The following is a 23,598-nucleotide window of genomic DNA, read 5'->3' on the forward strand; positions in this document are numbered from 1 at the left end:
ACACCTGTTAAGGTATTGACTCATGAGCAGTGCGACCCCCTTTGCCCGCACCCCGCGCGTCCGCCGTCTCCCCCTGGCCGGTGTGCTGCGCCTCGGCAGGCCCTCCGACATCTGGTTCAAGCCCGCCCTGAGTGTGGTCGTCGCGGTCGCCCCGCCGAACCTGACCTTTCTGGCCCTCGGCCGACTCGACCTGGCCATGTACACCATGGCCGGGTCCCTGTGCGCGCTGTACGCCCACCACCGGCCCTACGCCGCCCGGGCCCGCGCCCTGGCCGGGGTGGTGCTGGGCATGGTCGCCGGCCTCGGTGTCGGTCTGGTCGCCGCTTCGCTCACCGGCAGCGCGGTGGTGCTGGTCACCGTCGGCGCACTGGTGGCCGCCGTACAGAAAGCGCTCTGTGACGCGACCCGGATCGGCCCGCCGGGCCATGTGGTCCTCACCTTCATCAGCTCCGCCTCCCTGTTCGCCCCGCAGACGCTCGCCCAGGTGCCCGGCCACCTCGCCCTGGCCCTCGCGGCGGGCACCTGGGCCTGGTTGGTCGGCATGGCACCCGGTCTGTTCCGGCCGCACGGCCCGGAGCGACGGGCCACCGCCCACGCCCTGAACGCGGCTGCCGCGTACGCGGAGAACCGGCGCCCGCATACGAGCGGAACCGCCCATGCCGCCGTACAGGCGGCGTGGCAGACCCTCTTCTCGGCCGGCGCCCGCTCCGAGACCCGGCAGGCCCTCGAACGCCTCGTCGTCCGCGCCGAGGTCGCCCTCGCCGCTCCCGCCGACGCGGACCCGCACCGCCTGCGCGCCTGGGCCCGCGAACTGCGCGGCACGGGGCCGGTCCCGCGGGCGGCGTACGACGGCGAACTCCTCGGCGTGGAGGCCGCACTCGCCGCCCCGGCCCGCCGGTGGTGGCGGGCCCTCGGACCGCTCGCCCCGATCGCGATGCGCACCGCCCTGGGCTGCGCCCTCGCCGGTTACGCCTCCCTCGCGCTCGGCATCGGCCGCCCCTATTGGGCGCTGGTCACCGCCGCCTCGCTCTACCAGGCCAACGTCACCCTCACCTGGAGCCGGGGCGTCCAGCGCGTTGTCGGCAATCTCGTCGGGGTGCTGGTGTTCGCCGCCGTGGTTCCGCTCGCCCACCTCGGGCCCGCCGCCCTCGTCCTGTGCTGCCTCGCCTTCAACTTCGGCGCCGAGGCACTCATCGGCCGCAACTACTGGCTCGGCAGCATCTGTGTGACCCCGATGGCGCTGCTCATCACGGAGTTCGCCGGGTACCAGGAGCCGGGCCGGCTGATCACCGAGCGGGTCGTGGACACCTTCGTCGGGGCGCTGGTCGGGTTCGCCGCCGCCATGGCCGTCACCAACCGGCGCGCGGGAGATCGCGTCGAGCAGGCGCTGGCCACCGTGGAACGCGCCCGCGCCCGCGCCGCCCGCCTTGTCGCGGAGCCGCACCTCGCTCCCGGCAGCCTGGACGCCGCCCGCCGCGCCCTCGCCGCCGCCCTGGTCGACCTGCGGGCCGGCGTCGAGGCCGCGTCCGGCGAATGGTGGCAGCGCGCCCTGCCCCAGGAGAGGGTCGTACGCGCCGAACAGGCCGGACACCGTACGCTCGCCGCGACGATCCTGCACCACAGAGCGGAGGGCGCACGCCCATGACGGCACCGAACGGACGACCGGAGGAACCGGCGAGGCACGACACCGTCGCCGCCGTCGTCCGGCAGTGGCAGACCGTCCACCCCGGCCTCGACACCGGCCCCATGGAGATCATCGGCCGCGTCAACCGCTGCGCGGCCCTCCTCCAGCAGGCCGAGGACGCTCCCCTGCGCAGGGCCGGACTCAGCCGTCCGGAGTTCGACCTGCTCGGCGCCCTGCGCCGCACCGGCCACGAGCTGACCCCCGGTGACCTGGCCCGTGAGACCTTCTCCTCCGGCGCCGCCGTCACCAAGCGGCTCAAGCAGCTGACCGAGCGGGGCCTGGTGGAGCGCCGGGGCGACACCCGTGACCGCCGCGTCGCCCACGTCCGGCTCACCGAGGCCGGCCGCGACCTGGTCGACGGGATCCTGCCCGAGCAACTGGCGTACGAGACGGCCGTGCTGTCCGTCCTGACCCCCGAGGCGCGGGACGAACTCGCCGGCCGGCTGGGGGAGCTGCTCGGCCGACTGGAGGGCAGCCTGGGAGTGCTGCGCGCCTGACGGCTCCGACCTGCGGTTTCGGAAGTTTCGAAGCCCGCTGCCTGTTGACGCGGTCCCTCCGCGCTTTCTACGTTCGTCCAGGTCGGTGCGGATCATCGACCGTCGTACGGAATGCCGAACGAAGGATGGATGCCGTGGCAGCCGAAGGCCCCGCCCCCGAGAAGCTCACCATCGATCTCGGGACCGAGACCGGACCCTTCCACGGGGGAGCCAGCGGCACGCTCTACGGGCTCTACGGCGACGGCGTGCCCAGCCGCGTCGTGGTCGAGGGCATGTACCCGCGCACGGTGACGACCAAGGCCCAGGACGGCACCCAGCATCCCGGCGGCGACGCCCTGGAGATCCTGCCGGCCTTCGTCGCGGCGGGCGGCAAGGACGTCTACGTCTACCTTCCCGACTTCCACCGGGGGTTTCCGTACGAGTGGCCGGGCGCCACGGGCGAGGAGCGGCTCGCCGGACATCTGGACGTGATCCGCCGTCAGGTCGAACACGTCCTGACCCTCGGGGAGTTGAAGGACCACGTCGTGTACGTGCCGTTCAACGAACCCGAGGGCAACATGTTCGGCGAAGGGGAGTGGAGCTACGACCAGGTCTCCTGGCGGACCGAGCCGGACCACTACTTCGCCGCCTGGGAGGCCGCGTACCGCCTCATCAAGGAGCTCGACCCGGACGCTCGCGTGGCCGGACCCAACACCTGCATTCTGTACCCCGAGGTCAGGGAGTTCCTGGAGTTCGCGACGTCGCACGACGTGCTGCCCGACATCGTCACCTGGCACGAGCTGTCCTCGCCCGCCGAGGTCCGCACCAACATCGCCAAGTACCGTGAGCTTGAACGGGAGTTGGGAATCGGCCCGCTGCCCGTGAACATCAACGAGTACGCGCACAACTACCACGTCTCCGTGCCCGGACAGATGATCCAGTGGATCGCCGCCATCGAGGAGTCGAAGGTCGACGCCGACATCGCCTACTGGAACATCGCCGGGAACCTCAACGACTCGGCGGTCGAGGCGAACAAGGCCAACGGCCAGTGGTGGCTCTACAACGCCTACGGGCAGCTGACCGGAAACACCGTCCGGGTGCTCGCCCCGCACCCCAACGAGCAGTACACCCTGCAGGGCGTCGCCACCCTCGACCGGGACAAGCGGCAGGCGCGGGCGCTGTTCGGGGGAGCGGACGGCGCGGCGGACGTCGTCTTCGAGGGCGTGGACGCGGAGGTGTTCGGTGCCGTGGTCCACGCCCGTGTCGTGGAGATTCCCTGGACGGGTCAAGTGGGCGCGGCAGAACAGCCGTTGCGGCTGCGGGACGAGGAACTGCCGGTCGCGAACGGCACAGTGACGCTCGGTCTGACCGAGCTCGACGCGATGTCCGCCTACCACGTGATCCTGTCGCCGGGCGGCAACGGGACCGCGGCCCTGCCGCCCGCGGTCCGCTGGAGGCGGACGTACGAGGCCGAGGACGCCACCTACACGGGAGGCGGTTACTCGAAGAACGGACCCGAGGGGTCCCCCTCCGCCGTCGATCGGTTCGCGACCTCCGGTGGCTACCACGTGGGCGGTCTGCGCACCGGATCAGACGGCGTGCTCGCCTTCGACGTCGAGGTGCCGCAGGACGGGACGTACGACCTCGCGGTGTTCGCGGGCTCGCACAATCTCGCCGACCTGGTGCGTGAGCAGGGCCCCACCAACGTCTTCCTGCGCGTCGACGGCGAGAATCCTCGCGAACTGCGGCTACCACTCGGCTACAAGCCGGCGGTGTGGGGGCACACCGACACCCGGGTGGAGCTGACCGAGGGCCGGCACCGGATCACCCTCGCCGCCCAGGACCCCGACCTCGGCGTCACCAAGGGGGACGCGGTCGTCGACAAGCTGGACCTCCTGCTGCGGAGCGAGGACGAAACCGCCCTGTACGACGCCGAGTTCGCGGACCTCGGTGGCGGGGCCCGGGTCAGTCACGCCCACCGCGGCGCCTCGGGGCCCGGAGTCGCCGTGCTCCCGCGTGGCGGCACCGTCACCTTCTGGACGTACGCGGCCGAGGACGGCGAGGCCTCCGTGACGGTCGACCTGCTCGGGCCCGGAGAGGGCGTGTGGAGCGTCAACGGCGAGGAGATCGGACGCGTCGAGCGTGGCGCCGTACCGCTCTTCCTGGCCGGGGGCGTCAACAAGGTGACGGTCACCGGGACATCGGACCGGCTGATCGTCGACCGGCTGCGGATCGCTCCTTCTCGCGGCCTCCTGCCCAGCACCGCGTACGCCGCCGAGGAAGGCGTCCTGACCGGCACGGCGAGGGTGACCGGACACCCGTACGCCGTCGGTGGCAAGGCGGTTGACGGCATCGGCGCCGGGCCCGCGAACGCGCTCACCCTGACGGTCACGGCGGATCGCGCCGGACGCCACGCGCTGACGATCCGCTACTCCAACGGCGAGCAGCCCCCCTCCACCCACTACAACCCGGACCCGGTCTGCCGCCACGCCGACATCTGCGTCAACGGCGCCCCCGCGCACCGCGTCCTGTTCCCCACCACCTTCCACTTCAACAACTTCTGGAACCTCTCCGTACCCGTCACCCTGCGCCCGGGACTCAACACGATCACGTTCACCGCCGACGAACTCCCCGACTTCGCCGGCGACACCAGGAACGCATTCGGCCAACGCTCCGCCCACGCCCCCGTCATCGACCAGGTCACGGTGACACCGCTCGCCCCCGCGGAGGCTGACGTGCGTTCCCTCTAGAGCATGGGGAACCGGGTCACGCCCGCCCGGCCGTCGCCGCCAGTTTGCGCAACTGGCGCCAGTTCAGGCGGGGTTGCGCCTCCGGTACACCCGGTCGAGTCCTCGGGACGTGGACGCGAAGCGCCCCGGGAACGATGCGGCAGTGGACCGGGGTGGGCAGGATCAGGGCCTCGCCGTCGACGCCGACCTCGATCTCCGACTGGTCGGCGTCGATGACCACCTCCCGCGCGGACAGGACCGCGAGACCCTCCGGATCGGGGTCCAGCAGCAGCGCCGCGGCCTCGGCCGCACTGTCCACCTTGACGCCGAGGATGCCGAGCAGCCCCGAGTCGAGCCGCTCGCGGCGGCCGAGGCCCACCGGATCGTCGGTGCGGTAGGCGTTGTTGCTCACCAGCACGGCTTGCGGGCCGTCGAGTGTCGTGGCGTCGATCCGCGCGGTCAGACGGGGACCGTGCCGGCGGGTGAGCAGGTCGGGCAGGAGCTCCAGAGTGGTGCCGATCTTGTCGTCGCGGTAGGCGGGACTCTGGACGACCGCCGCGTACGCGCCGAAGGAGGCGTTGTTGACGAAGGGATGATCCGCGGCGAAGCCGAGATCCACCCGGAGTTCGACGCCGTCGGTGAGCGCGTCGAGACAGGCCGCGGGGTCGGCGCGGTCGAGGCCCAGGTCCATCGCGAAGTGGTTGCGCGTACCGGCGCAGACGACGAGGAACGGCAGGTCGTGTTCCGCGGCGACGGCGGCGACCAGGGCCTGGGTGCCGTCACCGCCCGCGACGCCCAGCAGGTCCGCGCCCTCCGCCACGGCCGCCCGCGCGAGCGCGGTCACGTCCTGGTGCTCCTCCGGGTCGAGCAGGACGACCCGCGCGCCCAGCCGTTCGGCCTTCTCCCGCAGACCGAACCGCGCCACCTTCCCGCCTCCGGAGCGGGGGTTCATGATCAGGAAGGGCCGCCGCACCGACCGCACCCGGTGCTCCTTCATACGCTTGGGCCGGGTGCCGGTGCTGCGCAGCGCGTACCGCCCGCTCCACACGGCCACGGCCCACAGCACCGGCGACAGCACGAGCACCCATCCCAGGGTGACCACGAAGAGGACGACGACCACGGTGGGGGTGACGGCCGCGAGCACCGCCGCCAGCCAGCGTGCCGGGCCGCGCCGGGTCAGCGTCCACCACACCGCCGCCGCGGTGACGGCCCCGCCCGCGAGCCCGGCCGCCAGCAGCAGCACGCCGTCGAGGCCGCCGTACCCGAGGGGGAGCAGCATCGCGAGGGCGGCCGCCGCCAGGGCGGTCCTGGCCGCCCATCGCTGCCCGTGCCAGGCCGGGGCGTTCACGTCCACGCTCATGTGCTCCTCCACTGCTCGACGCCCTCGGGGCCATGGCGGTCGGCGGAGCATATCCAAGTCGGCGAAACGGCCGACGTCAGGTGTGATGTCGGCCGGAAGACGCCGTGTTCAGATTCCGGGCCGGTACCGGATCGGATGGTCCGCCGGCACCTCCACCAGCACGATCGGTGTGCCGTCCGGGTCTGCCACCCACATCTCGACCAGCCCCCACGGCTCCTTCACCGGGGGCCGTACGATCTCGACACCCTTGGCCCGCAGTTCCTCGTGCGCCGCGGTCACGTCCGCGACCTGGAGCCACAGCCGCACGTCCGCGGCCGGTGGAGCCTCGGACCGTCCCGACAGCTCCAGGAATCCACCGCCGAGGAAGTAGACGGTGCCCCGCTCCGGGCCCGTGCCGAACTCGCGGTACACGGCGAGGCCCAGCTGATCGCCGTAGAAGACTCGGGAACGCTCCGGATCCGTGGGCCGCAGCAGGACGCGGCCGCTCAGTACGTGCACCATGCGGGGGAGCCTATCCGGGGCGCTACTCTCGACCGTGCCCCAGTCGTGCCCCTGAAGTGGAGACGCGCCCCATGGAGACCACCGCCGGCCTCACCTTCCGTGACGCCACCGACGCCGATGTGGACACGCTCGTCGCGCTGGTCGAGTCGGCGTACCGCGGAGACGACAGCCGCGCCGGGTGGACCACCGAGGCGGACATCCTGGAGGGGCAGCGGACGGATCCGGAGGGTGTACTCGCCGTCATCAAGTCGCCCGACAGCCGGCTGCTCACGGTGGAGCAGGACGGCCAGGTCGTCGCCTGCTGCCAGATCGAACACCGGGGCACCCACGCGTACTTCGGGATGTTCGCGGTCAGCCCCACCCTCCAGGGCGGCGGCCTCGGCAAGGTGATCATCGCGGAGGCGGAGCGGATCGCCCGGGAGACCTGGGGCGTCACCGAGATGCACATGACCGTGATCTCGGTGCGCGACGACCTCGTCGCCTGGTACGAGCGGCGCGGCTACCGCCGTACGGGAGAGATGACGCCCTTCCCGTACGGCGACGAGCGCTTCGGCGTTCCGCAGCGCGACGACCTGCAGTTCGAGCTGCTGGTCAAGCCGCTGGTGTGACGTTCCTGCCCCGGTTCATGTGGTTCCCGTGGTTCACGCGGTGAAGCGGCCGGTGCGCTTGATCTCCGGGTAGTCGGTCGTCGCGCCGTCCAGTTCCAGGGCCCGGACCAGCCGCAGATGGTCCTGGGTGTTCACCACCCAGCCGATGATCTTCAGATCTGCCTTGCGGGCCGCCTCGACGACCTCCAGGGTCAGCCGGCGGATGTTCAGGCAGACCGTTCCCGCACCGGCCTCGACGGCACGCTCCACGATGTCGGGGCCGAACCGGCTGCCGATGAGCGCGGTCCGTACGCCGGGCACCAGGCGGCCGATCTCGGCGATCGCCTCGTCGTGGAACGAGGACACCTCGACCCGGGAGACCAGGTTGCGCCGGAGCATGACCTCGGCCAGCGCCCGTGCCGCCGCGATGTCCTTGATCTCGGCCTGGAGCGGTGACTGCACGGCGTCCAGGACCTCCTCGAACACCGGGACGCGTTCCCCGCGTCCCGCGTCCAGGGCGCGCAGTTCGCTGAGGGTCTTCTCGGCGATCGGGCCGGTTCCGTCGGTCGTGCGGTCCACGTCGGTGTCGTGCATGACGACGAGGGCGCCGTCCTTGCTCAGATGCAGATCGAGTTCGATGAGGTCGAGGCCGGCCTGCTGGGCGGCGACGAAGGAACGGAGGGTGTTCTCGGGTTCGGTACCCATGACTCCGCGATGACCGATGGTAAGGAAGTTCAAGGTTCAACTCGCTTCCGTCGACGGCGGCTCGGTGCAAAGCCGCAGCCTAACGGCTACGCCGTGTGATGGACCCCTACGTACACGAGGGATCGAGGTGACGTGCGGGGGAGTGAAGTCGCTTACCCGGAATCCCCGTGTTCATGGCACTCGACAGGAAAAAGTTCGGTGACCATCGGTGTGGGCAGGATAACTTCCCGAGTCCGCTCTTGCTGGACGGAAGCTCGTATGTATACGGTCTTCATACGCGAGTTTCTCCCGTGGAGGATGGGACATGACGGAAATTCTTGTGCAGGCGGCTTCGGGGGACCAGGTTCCTCCCGTGACCAGGGTGGTGGAGCACCCGGCATGGCCCGTGCTCAAGGATGCCGTGGAGCGGATCCGGCCATGGCAGTCCAAGGACGGGTCGATCGACTTCGGGGCCGAGAGCGCACCCGCGCGCGGGGACGCCGAGGACGCCGTACGGCGTGTCGTCGACGCGGTGCAGGAGTTGTCGCCGTCGCTGCCGCACGACGCCGACTACCACGCCGCCCTGGTCAAGGACCTCCGGCGCTGGTCCGAGGGCGGCTTCGAGGTGCCCGACTTCCTCGACTCCCTGCTGGCCTTCCAGCCCGCCGCGAACCGCGCGGACGGTCTCCAGCACCTGGTCGTCTTCCCGATGTACACGCAGAACGGCAACCCGGACCGCAATCTCGAGGCGGTCGTGCTGCGCATGGTCTGGCCCGAGTGGCTGGCCGACCTGGAGCGCACCCGCTACGACAACCCCCTGTTCTGCGGCATCAAGTTCGAGGACTTCACCGCCGGTTACGACACCAACTCGGCCGTCCTCTTCCCGGAGACGATCGCCGTGCGCGAGGCGCCGGAACGCTTCTCCTGGGGCGGTATCTTCTGCGACCGCGAGGCCGCCCGGTTCCGCCGGGTCACCGACGCGGCCGTCGACATCCTGGGCCTGGAGCTGCCCGAGGACATCGCCGCGATGGTCCACGACCAGAAGCGCTGCGAGGAGGCCTTCGTCCTGTGGGACATGGTCCACGACCGCACCCACAGCCACGGCGACCTGCCCTTCGACCCGTTCATGATCAAGCAGCGCCAGCCGTTCTGGATGTACGGCCTCGAAGAGCTGCGCTGCGACCTCACCGCCTTCAAGGAGGCCGTGAAGCTGGAGAAGGACGGCGTTCCGCAGGCCCGTGACGTGCAGTACGCGGTCCTCTTCGACCGGATGTTCCGCTTCCCGGTCACCGGCGAGCGCGTGCGCAACTACGACGGGCTCGGCGGCCAGCTCCTCTTCGCGTACCTGCACAAGCACGACGTCGTCCGCTGGACCGACAACAAGCTGTTCATCGACTGGCAGCGCGCCCCCGAGGTCACCAACCAGCTGTGCGCCGACATCGAGCAGCTCTACCGTGACGGCATCGACCGCCCCAAGCTCGTCCACTGGTTCGCCGGCTACGAGCTGGTCTCCACCTACCTCGCCCCGCACCCCGGCTCCAAGTGGGCCAAGGGTCCCGACGCCCTCGACCTGTCGCTGCCGCCCCGGAAACTCGTCGACGACGTGCTTCCGGACGAGTTTCCGCTGAGCATGTTCTATGAGGCCCTCTCCAAGAAGCTTCGCCATGTGATCGCCTCGACCCGGGGCATCACGGCGCAGAACGCCGAGCGGGTCGCCGCGTGAGCGATCGCGGCACCGGGAACACTGCACAGGCCGTCGAGGCGGCTGCTCAGGAGGCGAAGAACATGGCGGGGAACGGAGCTCTCAGCGGTGCGGTGATCGCGGTGGCGGGCGCGGGCGGGCCCGCGGGCCGGGCGGCACTGCTGCGGCTGGCCGAGGCGGGCGCGACCGTCGTCGGCGCGGACAACGACCCGGAGCGGCTCGCGGAGGCCGTGGACGCGGCACGCTACGCGTCGGGCGGCGCCAGCGTCACCGGCGAGCCGGTCGACCTGCTGGACCTGGGATCCACCCGCGACTGGGCCGCGCACATCGAGAAGGACTTCGGCCGCGTCGACGGCCTGGTCCACCTCGTCGGCGGGTGGCGCGGCAGCGAGACCTTCATCAAGTCGAGCCTGGACGACTGGGACTTCCTGGAACTGCTGCTCATCCGCACCGTGCAGCACACCTCGCTCGCCTTCTACGAGGGCCTGCAGCGCAGCGACCGCGGTCGTTACGTCCTGATCAGCGCCGCCGGCGCGACGAAGCCGTCCGCGGGCAACGCCCCGTACGCCGCCGCCAAGGCCGCGGCCGAGGCCTGGACGCTCGCTCTCGCGGACGCCTTCCGCAAGGCCGGGGGCGCCGACGGGCCGACGTCCGCGGCTACGATCCTGGTGGTGAAGGCACTGGTGCACGAGGCCATGCGCGCCGACCGGCCCAACGCGAAGTTCGCGGGCTTCACGCACGTCGCGGACCTGGCCGAGGCCATCGCCGGTGTCTGGGACAAGCCCGCCGCCGAAGTGAACGGAAACCGTCTGTGGCTGACCGAGAAGCCGTGAACCCCCCGAAGACCGACGCCCGTCGCCATCACGACCCGCAGGTCCGCGGCTTCGCCAGCGACAACTACGCCGGGGCCCACCCGGAGGTGCTCGCCGCCCTGGCCCTGGCCAACGGCGGGCACCAGGTCGCGTACGGCGAGGACGACTACACCGAGAACCTCCAGGGCGTGGTCCGCAGCCACTTCGGCGCTACGGCCGAGGCGTTCCCGGTCTTCAACGGCACCGGCGCCAATGTCGTCGCGCTCCAGGCGGTCACCGACCGCTGGGGCGCGGTGATCTGCGCCGAGAGCGCGCACATCAACGTCGACGAGGGCGGTGCCCCCGAGCGCATGGGCGGCCTCAAGCTGCTCACCGTGGCCACCCCGGACGGCAAGCTCACGCCCGACTTGATCGACAAGCAGGCCTGGGGCTGGGAGGACGAGCACCGCGCGATGCCGCAGGTCGTCTCGATCACCCAGTCCACGGAGCTCGGCACTCTCTACACGCCCGACGAGATCCGCGCGATCTGCGACCACGCCCACGCGCACGGCATGAAGGTCCACCTGGACGGCTCCCGCATAGCCAACGCGGCCGCTTCCCTCGACGTCCCGATGCGGACGTTCACCAACGCGGTCGGCGTCGACATCCTCTCCCTGGGCGGGACGAAGAACGGCGCCCTGTTCGGCGAGGCGGTCGTGGTCATCAATCAGGACGCGGTCTCCCACATGAAGCACCTGCGCAAGCTGTCGATGCAGCTCGCCTCCAAGATGCGTTTCGTGTCGGTGCAGTTGGAGGCCCTGCTCGCCAAGGACCTGTGGCTGCGCAACGCCCGCCATGCCAACGAGATGGCCCAGCGCCTGGCGGAAGGCGTCCGCGCCGTCCACGGTGTCGAGATCCTCTACCCGGTCCAGGCCAACGGCGTCTTCGCCAAGCTCCCGCACGACGTGAGCGAGCGCCTCCAGAAGCGCTTCCGCTTCTACTTCTGGGACGAGTCCGCCGGCGTCGTCCGCTGGATGTGCGCCTTCGACACGACCGCGGACGACGTGGACACGTTCGTGGCGGCGCTGAAGGAGGAGATGGCGCGCTAGGCGCGTACCGAACCGGAGGCGGTCTGTGTTTGCATGCCGGGGTGGACAAGACACGGTGCCGGGTCCGGCCGAGGACGGATGACGACGTCGAGGCATGCGTGCGGGTGCTGGCGGAGGTGCACCGTCGCGACGGCTATCCGGTGAACTGGCCTGCCCGGCCCGGCGAGTGGCTGTCGCAGGATGCCGCACTCGGCAGCTGGGTGGCCGAACTGGACGGCCGTGTCGCGGGCCACGTCAGCCTCTCCCGCAGCGCCGAAGGCGACGTGGCTCCGGTCCTGTGGAGCGAGCGGAACGGTACGAACGGGGAACAGGCCGCGGTGGTCGGCCGGTTGTTCGTCGCCCCGCAGGCGAGAGGGCACGGGATCGGTGCCCTGCTGATGGGCAGAGTGGTGGCGGAGGCCCAGCACCACGGTCTGCATCCGGTGCTCGACGTCGTCGCGTCCGACACCGCCGCGGCGGCCCTGTACGAACGGCTGGGCTGGACGAGGCTGGCCACGGTGGAACAGCGCTGGAGCCCGTCCCAGGTGGTCGCCGTGCATTGCTACTCTGCATAAATATACCGTGCTCTGTAAATCAATTGACCTCAGGGTGATCGTCTTCCTATGCTCTGCGGGCATGGAGCTGATCCAGAACACCCCTGACCTTTCCGCATACCTGGCCGCCGACGAGGTCATCGACCACGACCACCGGGTCGTCCGAGAGGCGGCCGCGCGTCTCGCCAAGGAGGCGGTCGACTCGTATGCCTATGCGCGACTGGCCTTCGAATTCGTCCGCGACGCCATCCCGCACTCCCAGGACTCCGGCGATCTCCGCGTCACCTGGCGGGCCTCCGACGTCCTGGAGCAGGGCACCGGCATCTGCTACGCCAAGGCCCACGCGCTGGCCGCCCTGCTGCGCGCCGAGGACATCCCGACCGCACTCTGCTACCAGAAGTTCGACGTGGTGCACGGCCTGGTCGCCGTGCGGTTCAACAGCGCCTGGCACCGCCAGGACCCCCGGGGCAACAAGCCCGGAGTGGACGCCCAGTTCTCCCTCGACGGCGAACGGTTGGCCTTCACGCCCGATCCAGGGTCCAAGGAGATGGACTACCCGGTCCTGTACGCTGAACCACATCCGGCCGTCCTGAGCGTCCTCAAGGCCGCCCCCGACCGGCCGTACCTCTGGAAGACACTCCCCAGCGCACTCTGAGGCACCCGATGACCCTCACCCTGACCGTGTCCGACGAAGTGCGCGCCCTCGCGCCCGGCTTCAGGTACCTCGCCGTCGAGGCCCACGGACTCGTCAACGGGCCGAGCACCGACGCCAGTTCGGCACTCCTCGAGGAGGCGGCCCGCCGTCTCGCCGTACGTCTGGACGGGCGCGCCCCGCATGAGGACCCGCACATGGCGGCCTGGCGGGAGGTCTACACGGCGTTCGGCTCGAAGCCGTCACGCACCCGCAACTCGGCGGAGGCGCTGGCGAAGAGGGCCCTGTCGGACGCGGGCCTGCCCCGCATCAACCTCCTGGTCGACCTCTACAACGCGATCAGCGTCGCGCACCTCGTGCCCGTCGGCGGCGAGGATCTCGACCGCATCCGGGGTGGGATGCGGCTCGTACGGGCCGCCGGCGACGAGGACTTCGTGACGGTGACCGCAGGGGAGGAGTCCGTGGAGCATCCCGACGCCGGCGAGGTGATCTGGCGGGACGAGGAAGGGGTGACCTGCCGCCGCTGGAACTGGCGCCAGGGCCCGCGCACGAGGCTCACGGAGAAGACGGTCTCGGGAGTCTTCCTGCTGGAGGGCATGGCCCCGATGCCGCTCGCCGACATGGAGAAGGCGGCCGCCGAACTGGCCGAACTGCTGGAGAAGTTCAGTCCGGGCGCGCAGATCACCACGGCGTCGCGGTAGCCCTCGCCCCGGACAGCCCACTACCGGGCGTCGGCCTCGCGCACCTGCTCGGGCGTGGGCGCCGTACCCCCGAGATGCGCCGGCATCCACCATGTGTCGTCCGGCCCCTTGGGGCGCACGGGGTAGGCCCGCTGGGCCGCTTCCAGCAACTCGTTGACCCGCTCCCGCAGTTGCCGCGTGATGGCCCCGGCGTACTTGTCCCGAGAAGCCTCGATCGCCTCGCCCACCCTCATGGTGACCGGGATGTGGCTGCGCTTGAAGTTGCGGGGGTGCCCCTTGGTCCACAGTCGCTGCGTACCCCAGACGGCCATCGGGATCAGGGGGACACCCGCCTCCTGCGCCATCCGCGCCGCACCCGACTTGAAGCTCTTCAGTGTGAAGGACTGGGAGATGGTCGCCTCCGGGAAGACCCCGACGATCTCGCCCGACCGCAGCGACTCCAGAGCGTGGGCGTAGGCCGTCTCACCCTGCGTGCGGTCGACCGGGATGTGCTTCATCCCGCGCATCAGCGGACCGGAGACCTTGTGGCGGAAAACGGACTCCTTCGCCATGAAACGCACGAGACGCTTCTGCGGGAGCGCGGCCAGGCCGTTGAAGACGAAGTCCAGGTAGCTGATGTGGTTGCTCACCAGCACGGCGCCGCCCGAGCGCGGGATGTTCTCCGAACCCCGGCAGTCGATCTTGAGGTCCCAGGCCTTGAACAGGGCCTGGGCGAATCCGACGACGGGACGGTAGACAAGCTCTGCCATGGGCGGGGTGAGCCCTTCCTGCTCTGCCTGGGAAGCTCCCGGCATTAAGTTACGCAGCCGTAGGTTTACGGCATCTCGCAGATCGTGCCCCAAGAACGGACGGGGAGCCAGTCCTGGTGCCCGCCCGGCGCGAGATTCTCGTCACTTCCGCCCTGTGATCCACCTTGGGCTTTTAAGCCTCCTTTACTCCGCGCGTACCGTCACCCGCCGTACGAGCAGGTACATCTCGCATCCCAGGCAGTACCCGAACGTGGCGTTCAGGAAGGCGGCCGCGAGTGCCGCTCCGGTCGCTGCGAGCCCGAGCCACTCCGGTCCGACCCCGAAACCCACGAGTCCCAGCCCCGCGAAGGCGAGCCCCACCGCCTGCGCGAACCGCGGCGGTTCCGGCGCCTCGAACTCGGTCGGCGGCCCGATCCGTGGGCGTACGGCCTTGCGGAACAGCCAGCCGTACGGCGAGCGGCCCACCCCGCCCGCCGCGCCCAGGGCGAACGCCAGCGTCTGCCAGGCCAGCAACCAGGCGCTGCCCGTGATCAGAACGGCCGCCAGCACGACGGTCGTCACGGCCGCGCCGAAGCGCGGCCCCCTTGCATCAATGTCCATGAATCAAGCATTCCGCAACGGGGAGACTTGGAGGGGGCGGGAATCTTTGCAGTCTCGTGAATGCTGTGCAGGTGATGACCGGACTTGTGGTGTGCGTGGCGGTGCTCGCGGCGGCGAGCGCCTATGGGGTGCTGCAGCGGCGGCGGAGCGGGAGAGTACGGGTGCGCGGGCGCGACGACGGCAAGAGGCTCGGCGCGGCCGAGTTGGGCGAGGAACTCGGCGAACGCGCCACGCTCGTCCAGTTCTCCAGCGCCTTCTGCGCGCCCTGCCGGGCGACCCGGCGGGTGTTGGGCGAGGTCGCCGGCATGGTCCCGGGCGTCGCCCATGTCGAGATCGACGCGGAGAAGAACCTCGACCTGGTCCGCGAACTCGACATCCTCAAGACGCCGACCGTACTGGTCCTCGACGCCGACGGCCGGGTCGTGCGGCGGGCCACCGGCCAGCCACGCAAGGCGGACGTCATCGCGGCGGTCGGGGAGGCGGTTTGACACGGGTTGCGCCCACGGTGAGGCATCTCCCAGATGCCGGAACGTACTTGACTGTGCACCGCACCTATCGTCAACCTGACCGTATGCCTACGGAACTCCTTCTGTTCGGGCGGGTCCACGTCGACCTCGCCCGCACCGCGAGCGCGCGCTGTCCGGCTTGTTGAGCAGCCACGGTCCAGCTCGACACTCCTCGCAGAAGGACATCCCCATGACGGCCACGCCCGACCTCGGCGCCCCTCGACTCGCCTCCCCCGACCTCCTGCGGTCCGTCTTCCGGCGGCACGCGGCAGGCGTCGCCGTGATCACCGCGAGCGGTGACGCAGGCCCGGTCGGCTTCACCGCCACGTCCCTCGCCTCGGTCTCCGCCGAACCGCCGATGCTCTCCTTCGGGATCGGCACGGGCGCCTCCAGCTGGCCCGCGATATCCCGGGCGGAGCACGTCGGCGTCCACGTACTCGGTGAGCACCAGGAAGAACTGGCCGCCACCTTCGCCCGCAGCGGTGCCGACCGCTTCGGCGCGCCCACCGCCTGGCGCGAGGGGCCCGAGGGGGTGCCCGTCCTCGACGACGTCCTCGCCTGGCTGGTGTGCCGGGTCGTCGCGCGCGTGCCCGCCGGGGATCACCGCGTCGTGCTGGCCGAGGTGCGGCTCGGCGACCCCGCCGGCGCCGGCCGGCCGCTCCTCTACCACCAGGGCCGGTTCAACGGCCTGCGCGACTGATCGGCTCATCGGCCCTTCCGCTGTGGTGCGGGGCCGTCGAGTTCCGATTACGCTGCGTTGCGAAGGTCACAGTTCAAAGCGCTTGCTTAGCGGGCAGGAACTGTATGTACTGGTGAGTAATATTGCGGTCGGAGCGCAGCCCGCCCCGACCGGGATCGGCCGCTTGGGGCGCCTATGCTGCCTGCAAGAGGCAGCCGAAAAATGACGATGCAGTAGGAGAGCCGGCGTGAGCTTGAGGATCGTTGTCACTGTGAAGTACGTGCCCGACGCCACCGGCGACCGGCACTTCGCCGATGACCTGACCGTCGACCGGGACGACGTGGACGGTCTGCTCTCCGAGCTCGATGAGTACGCGGTCGAGCAGGCGCTGCAGATCTCGGAGAACTCCGACGACGACATCGAGGTCACGGTCCTGACCGTGGGCCCCGAGGACGCCAAGGACGCGCTGCGCAAGGCGCTGTCGATGGGCGCCGACAAGGCCATCCACGTCGAGGACGACGACCTGCACGGCACCGACGCCCTCGGTACCTCGCTGGTGCTGGCCAAGGCCGTCGAGAAGGCCGGTTACGACCTGGTGATCTCCGGTATGGCCTCCACCGACGGCACGATGGGCGTGGTCCCGGCGCTGCTGGCCGAGCGTCTGGGTGTGCCGCAGGTGACCCTGCTGTCCGAGGTTTCCGTCGAGGGCGGCACGGTCAAGGGCCGCCGCGACGGCGACTCCGCCACCGAGCAGCTGGAGGCCTCCCTCCCGGCCGTGGTGTCGGTGACCGACCAGTCGGGCGAGGCGCGTTACCCCTCCTTCAAGGGCATCATGGCGGCGAAGAAGAAGCCGGTTGAGGCGTGGGACCTGTCGGACCTGGACCTGGAGGCCGGGCAGGTCGGCCTGGAGGGTTCCTACACCACGGTCGACTCCGCCGCGGAGCGCCCGGCCCGTACCGCGGGCACGATCGTCAAGGACGAGGGCGAGGGCGGCAAGCAGCTCGCCGAGTTCCTCGCGAGCCAGAAGTTCATCTAAGGGTCACTGGCCCGCTGAGGCTCAACCCCGTACCGCCCCCTCAGACTTCGCAATCCGCAGGAGAGCATTCCCATGGCTGAAGTTCTCGTCTATGTCGATCACGTGGACGGTGCCGTCCGCAAGCCCACCCTGGAGCTGCTGACCCTGGCCCGCCGTATCGGCGAGCCGGTCGCCGTCGCGCTGGGTGCCGGTGCCGCCGACACCGCCGCCGTGCTGGGCGAGCACGGCGCCGTCAAGGTCCTGACCCACGACGCCTCCGAGTACGCCGACTACCTGGTCGTGCCCAAGGTCGACGCCCTGCAGGCCGCCGTCGAGGCCGTGTCCCCGGCCGCCGTGCTGGTGCCGTCCTCCGCCGAGGGCAAGGAGATCGCCGCCCGGCTCGCGCTGCGCATCGGCTCCGGCATCATCACCGACGCCGTCGACCTGGAAGCCGGCGACACCGGCCCGGTGGCCACCCAGTCGGTGTTCGCCGCCTCCTTCACCACCAAGTCCCGCGTCTCCCAGGGCACCCCGGTCATCACCGTCAAGCCCAACTCCGCCGCCGTCGAGGCCGCCCCGGCCACCCCCGCCGTCTCGGAGCTGAGTGTGGCCTTCTCCGCGCAGGCCACCGGCACCAAGGTCACCGGCCGGACCCCGCGCGAGTCGACCGGGCGCCCGGAGCTGACCGAGGCCGCGATCGTGGTCTCCGGCGGCCGCGGCGTCAACGGCTCCGAGAACTTCGCCATCATCGAAGCGCTCGCCGACTCCCTCGGCGCGGCCGTCGGCGCCTCCCGCGCCGCGGTGGACGCGGGCTGGTACCCGCACACCAACCAGGTCGGCCAGACCGGCAAGAGTGTCTCGCCGCAGCTGTACATCGCCAACGGCATCTCCGGCGCGATCCAGCACCGGGCCGGCATGCAGACCTCCAAGACCATCGTGGCGGTCAACAAGGACGCCGAGGCCCCGATCTTCGACCTCGTCGACTACGGCGTCGTCGGCGACCTCTTCGACGTCGTCCCCGCCCTCACCCAGGAGATCAACACCCGCAAGGGCTGATCCCGCTCCGGGCGTACGAGGCCCCCGTGACCGCCGACGCGGTCGCGGGGGCCTCGGCTCATCCCAGGGTGACGGTGGCCTGCACCGGCAGGTGGTCGCTCGGGAACTGTCCGTTCATCTCGAAGGTGTTGATCGCGGCTCGGTGGACGGTGGCGCCGGGCGAGGTGAGGATCCAGTCGATGCGGTCGCCGTCGGGGGTGAGGGGTTTGTAGCCGTGGAAGGTGGCGTACTGCCTGCCACGTTCCGCGGCCGCGTCCCAGGTGTCGACGAGACCCGTGGCGAGGAGGGTGTCGTACGCCGGGTTGTGGTGGGCCGCGGCGTTGAAGTCGCCGGTCACCACCACCGGTGTCGAGCGGTCGAACTCGGCGATCTTCCGACCGAGGAACACGGCCGACCGCTCGCGCGCGTACTGGCCCAGGTGGTCGAAGTGGGTGTTGAGGACGTGGAACTCCCGTCCGCCGACGGCCCGGTCGCGGAAGCGGACCCATGTGACGATCCGGGGGAGTGCTCCACCCCAGGTGTTCGAGCCGATGACCCTGGGCGTGTCGGAGAGCCAGTACGTGTCGTGCTCGACCGGGGCCAGGCGCCGGGTGTCGTAGAAGATCGCCGTGGACTCGTCGTGGCTGCCGCCCTCGCGGCCGGTGCCGATCCAGTCGTAGTGCGGTCCGAGGTCGGCGTGGATGTCGCGCAGTTGCTGGTAGAGGCCTTCCTGGGTGCCCATCAGGGTAGGGGCCTCCTGACGTAACAGTCGGCGCATCACCGGTCGGCGGGCGGCCCAGCTGTTGGGTTCGGAGGTGCTGGCGAAGCGGAGATTGAACGTCATGACATCGAGTCGGCGGTTGGACGGTTTGGCGGCGGAGGCCGGCAGCGTGCCCATCAGCGGCACGGTGACGGCGGCGGCCATGGCGGTTCTGAGGCCCATACGACGCGTCATTCTGTGGGTGTCCGACATGTTGTTCCCTCCCGACGGGACAGGATGAATGTTCGAACCGGAGTGCGGTAGAGGGCGTAGGGGTTCTCGGCACCTCGAATGAACGGGGTGGCTCATGCTGTGGACGGGGTGTTGACCGTCCGGAAGCTTCATGGATAACTTCGCTACGGATTGTTGATTCCGTAGAGCGGAAAACTGGAGGGTGTGGGATGGGTCAGGGCCAGCAGGAGCAGGTGGCGACGAGCCTCGCGGGTGCCGTGAGCGAGGAGATCAGCGCCTCCCTCGCGCCGGTCGACGCCGAACTGGAGCGCCGCTACCCCGGAGACCCCGGCACCCGCCAGCCCGTGCACACCGTCTACGTCCCCGGTGACGTCTTCGCCTCCGACACCATCCGCTCCTGGGGCGACAAGGCCCTCGCCGCCCTCGACGAACACGCCCCGGACGCCGCGTCCTTCGCCGCCGTCCTCGGGTTGTCCGACGACCTCGCCGAGCCCGTCTACACGCGCGTGCGCGCCAAGTTGGAGCACGAGCCGATCGAGGACCTGCGCGTCGACTTCGAGGACGGCTACGGCCCGCGCCCGGACGCCGAGGAGGACGAGACGGCGGCCCGCGCGGCACGAGTGATCGCCGAGGCGTACAAGAACGGCACGGCGGCCCCGTACATGGGCATCCGCATGAAGTGCATGGAGGCGGCCGTCCGGGACCGCGGCATCCGGACCCTCGACGTCTTCCTCACGGGCCTCATGGCGGCGGGCGGCCTGCCCGAGGGGCTGGTGCTGACCCTGCCGAAGGTGACCTACGCCGAGCAGGTCACCGCGTTCGTCCGGCTCCTGGAGGCCTTCGAGAAGGCGCACGGACTGGACTCGGGCCGACTCGGCTTCGAGATCCAGATCGAGACCAGCCAGTCCATCCTCGCCACCGACGGCACCGCCACCGTCGCCCGTATGATCCAGGCCGCCGAGGGCCGCGCCACCGGACTGCACTACGGCACCTTCGACTACAGCGCCTGCCTCGGCGTCTCCGCCGCCCACCAGGCGAGTGACCACCCCGCCGCCGACCACGCGAAGGCGATCATGCAGGTCGCGGCCGCGGGCACCGGCGTACGGGTCTCGGACGGCTCCACGAACGTCCTGCCGATCGGCCCGACGGCGAAGGTCCACGACGCCTGGCGAGTGCACTACGGCCTGACGCGCCGGGCGCTGGCCCGCGCCTACTACCAGGGCTGGGACATGCACCCCGGTCACATCCCCACCCGGTACGCGGCCGTGTTCGCCTTCTACCGAGAGGGCTTCGAGCAGGCTGCCGGCCGGCTGGCCCGGTACGCGGGCCGGGTCGGCGGCGACGTCATGGACGAGCCGGCCACCGCCAAGGCGCTCAGCGGCTATCTGCTGCGCGGCCTGGACTGCGGCGCCCTCGACATCGCCGAGGTGGCCCGGCTGACCGGTCTGACCCGGGCCGACCTGGAGGGGTACGCGGCACCCCGGCGCGGTGACCTGACCGTCTCCACGAAGTAGCACGAAGGAGGCGGAGAAGTAGCGGCCCTGTCACGGTCGCAACCACCGGCTGAAGTCGTCACTCCTGCCCCGTAGGCTGTACGGCACGCATTGACGTGTTCACAGGAACGGGGCAGCGGTGTCTTCGGGGGAGACCAACGGAAAGGGCCAGGACGAAGCCGGTCGGCTGCTGGCCGGGCGCTATCGTGTCGTGGCCCAGCTCGGTCGCGGCGGCATGGGTGTGGTCTGGCGGGCCGTCGACGAGGTCCTCGGCCGCGAGGTTGCCGTCAAGGAACTGCGCACCTATACCGACGCCGACGGACCCGAACTCGCGGATTTGCGGCTGCGGATGCAGCGCGAGGCCCGTGCGGCGGCCCGGGTCCGGCATCCTGGCGTGGTCGCGGTGCACGACGTCGCGGAGGTCGACGGACGTCCGCTGATCGTCATGGAGCTGGTCGACGGGCCGTCCCTGGACGCCGTGCTGCGCAAGGACGGCCCCCTCGACCCGCGTGCGGCGGCCGGCATCGGCGCCAAGGTCATGGACGCGCTGGCCGCCGCCCACGAAGCCGGCGTACTGCACCGGGACGTCAAGCCCGGCAACATCCTGCTCGACCGCTCGGGCCGGGTCCTGCTGACCGACTTCGGCATCGCCACCATGGAGGATCCGGGCGACGGCTCGGCCACGAACCTCACCCGCACCGGCCATCTCGTCGGCTCTCTGGACTACATGGCCCCCGAGCGTGCCCAGGGTGCCGATCCGGGACCGGCCTCCGACGTGTGGGGCCTGGGCGCCACGCTGTACGCGGCGGTCGAGGGGGCCTCGCCGTTCCGCCGTACGTCGACGTTCTCCACGCTCACCGCGATCGTCGGCGAACCGCTCCCCGAATCCCACCGTGCCGGCCCCCTCGGCCCGGTTCTCCAGCGCCTGCTGGACAAGCGTCCCGAGGCACGCCCGGGGGCCGGGGAGGCGCGCGGGCTGCTGCAGGCGGTGGCGGACGGGGCAGGCCCGGACAGCCCCACGACGACCTTGCGGGGCCCGGCGGGTTCGACGGGTACGCCGGTTTCGGCGGGGCAGCCCGAGACGGCACCCGACGTTCCGGCGGCGCTGGCGGCGCCGGTGGTATCGGCCGGTCTCGGGCCGACGGACCCGACGAGGCCCGGGGCGGCGCCGGGGGCCGAACAGGACCAGGGGCCAGGTGAGCACGAAACGGCGGGGACCGTGGCGGCCTCCAGGCAGGGGGCCGCGCAGCCGACCGCGCCCGAGGCGGCTGCCCTGCCCGGGACTCCCGGGCAGGGCACGCCGGGTGCTCAGGACAGCGGTGCCTCCGGACAGCACGGGCAGCCTGCTGCGGGTGCTGCGGGTGCTGCGGGTGCTGCGGGTGCTGCGGGTGCTGCGGGTGCTGCGGGTGCTGCTGGGCAGGCCGGGGCCCCGGCGCCGTGGTGGGTGGCGTCCGCATCCCACGACGGCGGTCCGGGGCAACCCGGGCCCTACGAACACGGCTCGGGGGCGTTCGTCGCCGCTCCGGGACAGCCCGGGTCTCCGGCATACGGTCACGGCGCGTCCGGCCTCCACGACCCGCTCCCGACGGGCCCCATGACGACCGCCCCCCGGCCCCGCCGCAAGGGCCGCGCCCTGCTTGTCGCCGCGGCCGTCACCGCCGTTCTCGCGGTGGCCGGAACAGCCGTCGCCATGCTGAACAACTCGGGTGACGCCGAGGCCGACGCCCGTCCGACCGCGACCGCCGGCACGGCGACGGCCTCCACCTCCGCCTCCGCCTCCGCCCGCACCGACGCCGACCGATCCAGCAGTCCTGGGCCGACGGACGGGGACGACAAGAAGACTCCGAGCGCGAAGCAGACGTCCGGCGACGACGGGGGCTCCGAGCCCACGAGCCGGGCCTCCGCGTCCGCGACGGCCAACTCCTCCGGCGGCGGCACGACCGGGGGCGGCGGCTCGGACGGTTCGTCCGGCGGCAGCGGCTCCGGGGACGGTGGCACGACCGGGGGCGGCGGCTCCAGTATCCCTGCCCCGGCCTGCACCGCCATCGGCGGCGGCAAGTACAACTGCACCGTCTGGAAGACCGCCACCTCCTACACCGCCTCCGGCGCCGAGGCCGGTGTCCTCAACGCGGGCACCAACTACTTCTACTGCCAGTCGAACCTGGGCCGCCGCGAGACGTCCGGCCAGTGGACCAACGTCTGGTGGGCGAAGACGGACGACGACAGCGGCAACACCGGCGTCTACGTCAGCGACGTCTACCTCAAGGGCGGGAACAACGACGAGCCGGTGCCGGGACTCCCGGTCTGCTGAACCGTCACGTACCGCTCCAGGCCGGACTTCGTGACCCGCTTCTCGTCGGCGAGCACCCGGGTTCCCGCCTCGCACAGCCGCCGGTCGGCGCGGGCCCGTGTCACGAACTCCTCCGGCGTGACGCCGAACAGCGCACGCAACCGGGCCGAACCCACGAGGAGTTCGGTCAGCAGCTCCCGCTGGCCGGGGTGCGTGCGCGCGACGCCGGTGCCGTCGTGCAGGACGCCGTGGCGGTTGACGTACGAGTGGACGCCCGACAGGGTCACGCCGCCGGGCAGCTCGACCCGCACCTCGGGCGCGGGCAGCCAGGCGCGCCCGAAGTTGCCGTTCGGCAGCGGTACCCCCTCGCTCGCGTCGATGATCGCCAGCTGCTCGGCGTCCAGCCAGATGACGAACAACTCCCGTACGGCGTCCGGGGCGTGGAAGGGAGACGCCGACACGTATCCCATGCGGCTCACGTGTGCGGACACGCCCACGCCGACGCCGCTCACCCGTGCCTTCACCATCGGGATCGGCGAGATGATCCCGGACTCGGCCATCTTGTGCCGCAGTTGTCCGGGACTGGCGTTGGAGCCGACCGCGAGGAGGGGAGCGCGCTCCTCGTGCACCAGCCGGTCGTGCGGCAGAGGCACCAGCCGGTCACCGTCGAGGAGCGCGGAGTCCGCCGGCCAGGCGCCGGGATACAGCAGCGGGTGATCGCGAGGGGCCTCGGCCAGACCGAGGGTCTCCAGGGTGAAGTCCTTCATGGC

At 70.9% G+C, this 23,598-nt stretch carries 23 protein-coding genes; 16 read left to right on the forward strand and 7 right to left on the reverse strand.

The window, feature by feature from the left end; translation table 11 throughout:
• The first annotated feature begins 22 nt into the window (after positions 1–22).
• The 3 genes from OG841_RS40895 (at position 23) to OG841_RS40905 (ending at position 4,910) form a co-directional block, all read left to right on the forward strand.
• A complete protein-coding gene (locus tag OG841_RS40895; protein WP_371569389.1) occupies positions 23–1,645 on the forward strand; it encodes an FUSC family protein in 1,623 nt (540 codons plus the stop codon).
• Positions 1,642–2,181 (forward strand): MarR family winged helix-turn-helix transcriptional regulator, encoded by a 540-nt coding sequence (locus OG841_RS40900; protein ID WP_266552469.1) that lies wholly within the window; start codon positions 1,642–1,644, stop codon positions 2,179–2,181. The genes OG841_RS40895 and OG841_RS40900 overlap by 4 nt, the downstream gene beginning before the upstream one ends.
• A 125-nt stretch (positions 2,182–2,306) precedes the next feature.
• Positions 2,307–4,910 carry a cellulosome protein gene (locus tag OG841_RS40905; protein ID WP_371569392.1) on the forward strand — a complete coding sequence of 868 codons (2,604 nt, stop codon included), beginning with the start codon at positions 2,307–2,309 and terminating at the stop codon, positions 4,908–4,910.
• Between the two features lie 16 nt (positions 4,911–4,926).
• Here OG841_RS40905 and OG841_RS40910 read toward each other — a convergent pair whose 3' ends face one another.
• Both OG841_RS40910 and OG841_RS40915 read right to left on the reverse strand, forming a co-directional pair.
• The gene (locus OG841_RS40910) at positions 4,927–6,249 is read right to left on the reverse strand and encodes a diacylglycerol/lipid kinase family protein (RefSeq protein ID WP_328636768.1); all 1,323 of its coding nucleotides are present in this window, start codon (positions 6,247–6,249) and stop codon (positions 4,927–4,929) included.
• A gap of 108 nt (positions 6,250–6,357) precedes the next feature.
• A complete protein-coding gene (locus tag OG841_RS40915; RefSeq protein ID WP_328636767.1) occupies positions 6,358–6,750 on the reverse strand; it encodes a VOC family protein in 393 nt (130 codons plus the stop codon).
• A 71-nt stretch (positions 6,751–6,821) separates the two neighbouring features.
• Between OG841_RS40915 and OG841_RS40920 the strand changes: the two genes are divergently transcribed.
• The gene (locus OG841_RS40920; RefSeq protein WP_328636766.1) at positions 6,822–7,358 is read left to right on the forward strand and encodes a GNAT family N-acetyltransferase; all 537 of its coding nucleotides are present in this window, start codon (positions 6,822–6,824) and stop codon (positions 7,356–7,358) included.
• Positions 7,359–7,391: 33 nt separating this feature from the next.
• Here OG841_RS40920 and OG841_RS40925 read toward each other — a convergent pair whose 3' ends face one another.
• A complete protein-coding gene (locus OG841_RS40925; protein WP_328636765.1) occupies positions 7,392–8,075 on the reverse strand; it encodes a glycerophosphodiester phosphodiesterase in 684 nt (227 codons plus the stop codon).
• Between the two features lie 271 nt (positions 8,076–8,346).
• Between OG841_RS40925 and OG841_RS40930 the strand changes: the two genes are divergently transcribed.
• The 6 genes from OG841_RS40930 (at position 8,347) to OG841_RS40955 (ending at position 13,509) form a co-directional block, all read left to right on the forward strand.
• Complete coding sequence (locus tag OG841_RS40930; RefSeq protein ID WP_371569397.1) at positions 8,347–9,744, forward strand: DUF6421 family protein; 1,398 nt, start codon at positions 8,347–8,349, stop codon at positions 9,742–9,744.
• A gap of 62 nt (positions 9,745–9,806) precedes the next feature.
• Positions 9,807–10,556 carry an SDR family NAD(P)-dependent oxidoreductase gene (locus tag OG841_RS40935; protein WP_371569400.1) on the forward strand — a complete coding sequence of 250 codons (750 nt, stop codon included), beginning with the start codon at positions 9,807–9,809 and terminating at the stop codon, positions 10,554–10,556.
• Positions 10,553–11,623, forward strand: a complete 1,071-nt coding sequence (locus OG841_RS40940; RefSeq protein WP_365119817.1) for a threonine aldolase family protein — start codon at positions 10,553–10,555, stop codon at positions 11,621–11,623. Before OG841_RS40935 ends, OG841_RS40940 begins: the two co-directional genes overlap by 4 nt.
• A gap of 41 nt (positions 11,624–11,664) precedes the next feature.
• Complete coding sequence (locus OG841_RS40945; RefSeq protein ID WP_328636761.1) at positions 11,665–12,177, forward strand: GNAT family N-acetyltransferase; 513 nt, start codon at positions 11,665–11,667, stop codon at positions 12,175–12,177.
• Positions 12,178–12,238: 61 nt separating this feature from the next.
• Positions 12,239–12,811 (forward strand): transglutaminase domain-containing protein, encoded by a 573-nt coding sequence (locus OG841_RS40950; protein WP_328636760.1) that lies wholly within the window; start codon positions 12,239–12,241, stop codon positions 12,809–12,811.
• A gap of 8 nt (positions 12,812–12,819) precedes the next feature.
• Entirely contained in the window at positions 12,820–13,509 is a 690-nt protein-coding gene (locus OG841_RS40955; protein WP_371569405.1) for a B3/B4 domain-containing protein, read from the forward strand.
• A gap of 20 nt (positions 13,510–13,529) precedes the next feature.
• Here the strand turns inward: OG841_RS40955 and OG841_RS40960 are convergent, their stop codons facing one another.
• Together OG841_RS40960 and OG841_RS40965 are read right to left on the reverse strand one after the other, a co-directional pair.
• Entirely contained in the window at positions 13,530–14,258 is a 729-nt protein-coding gene (locus tag OG841_RS40960; protein WP_328636758.1) for a lysophospholipid acyltransferase family protein, read from the reverse strand.
• A 183-nt stretch (positions 14,259–14,441) separates the two neighbouring features.
• Positions 14,442–14,858 (reverse strand): DUF4395 domain-containing protein, encoded by a 417-nt coding sequence (locus OG841_RS40965; protein WP_365119824.1) that lies wholly within the window; start codon positions 14,856–14,858, stop codon positions 14,442–14,444.
• A gap of 74 nt (positions 14,859–14,932) precedes the next feature.
• Here OG841_RS40965 and OG841_RS40970 point away from each other — a divergent pair, with 74 nt between their 5' ends.
• The 4 genes from OG841_RS40970 to OG841_RS40985 all read left to right on the forward strand — a co-directional run bounded on the left by OG841_RS40970 (position 14,933) and on the right by OG841_RS40985 (position 18,114).
• On the forward strand, positions 14,933–15,346 hold the full coding sequence (locus OG841_RS40970) for a TlpA family protein disulfide reductase (protein WP_062051245.1): 414 nt from the start codon (positions 14,933–14,935) through the stop codon (positions 15,344–15,346).
• Between the two features lie 208 nt (positions 15,347–15,554).
• Positions 15,555–16,064, forward strand: coding sequence for a flavin reductase family protein (locus OG841_RS40975; protein ID WP_328636756.1), 510 nt, complete (start codon positions 15,555–15,557; stop codon positions 16,062–16,064).
• 226 nt (positions 16,065–16,290) lie between these two features.
• Complete coding sequence (locus OG841_RS40980) at positions 16,291–17,079, forward strand: electron transfer flavoprotein subunit beta/FixA family protein (protein ID WP_328636755.1); 789 nt, start codon at positions 16,291–16,293, stop codon at positions 17,077–17,079.
• A gap of 72 nt (positions 17,080–17,151) precedes the next feature.
• Positions 17,152–18,114, forward strand: a complete 963-nt coding sequence (locus tag OG841_RS40985; protein WP_328636754.1) for an electron transfer flavoprotein subunit alpha/FixB family protein — start codon at positions 17,152–17,154, stop codon at positions 18,112–18,114.
• Between the two features lie 58 nt (positions 18,115–18,172).
• On the opposite strand, the gene OG841_RS40990 is transcribed toward OG841_RS40985, so the two are convergent.
• Positions 18,173–19,036 carry an endonuclease/exonuclease/phosphatase family protein gene (locus OG841_RS40990; protein WP_371569413.1) on the reverse strand — a complete coding sequence of 288 codons (864 nt, stop codon included), beginning with the start codon at positions 19,034–19,036 and terminating at the stop codon, positions 18,173–18,175.
• 218 nt (positions 19,037–19,254) lie between these two features.
• Here OG841_RS40990 and OG841_RS40995 point away from each other — a divergent pair, with 218 nt between their 5' ends.
• Together OG841_RS40995 and OG841_RS41000 are read left to right on the forward strand one after the other, a co-directional pair.
• Positions 19,255–20,559, forward strand: coding sequence for a DUF6986 family protein (locus tag OG841_RS40995; protein ID WP_328636752.1), 1,305 nt, complete (start codon positions 19,255–19,257; stop codon positions 20,557–20,559).
• Between the two features lie 118 nt (positions 20,560–20,677).
• On the forward strand, positions 20,678–22,849 hold the full coding sequence (locus OG841_RS41000) for a serine/threonine-protein kinase (protein ID WP_371569416.1): 2,172 nt from the start codon (positions 20,678–20,680) through the stop codon (positions 22,847–22,849).
• Here the strand turns inward: OG841_RS41000 and OG841_RS41005 are convergent.
• On the reverse strand, positions 22,795–23,595 hold the full coding sequence (locus OG841_RS41005; protein WP_371569419.1) for a hypothetical protein: 801 nt from the start codon (positions 23,593–23,595) through the stop codon (positions 22,795–22,797). The genes OG841_RS41000 and OG841_RS41005 overlap by 55 nt on opposite strands.
• Positions 23,596–23,598 lie beyond the last annotated feature (3 nt).

It is taken from the genome of Streptomyces canus, from assembly GCF_041435015.1.
GTDB lineage: Bacteria > Actinomycetota > Actinomycetes > Streptomycetales > Streptomycetaceae > Streptomyces > Streptomyces canus_G.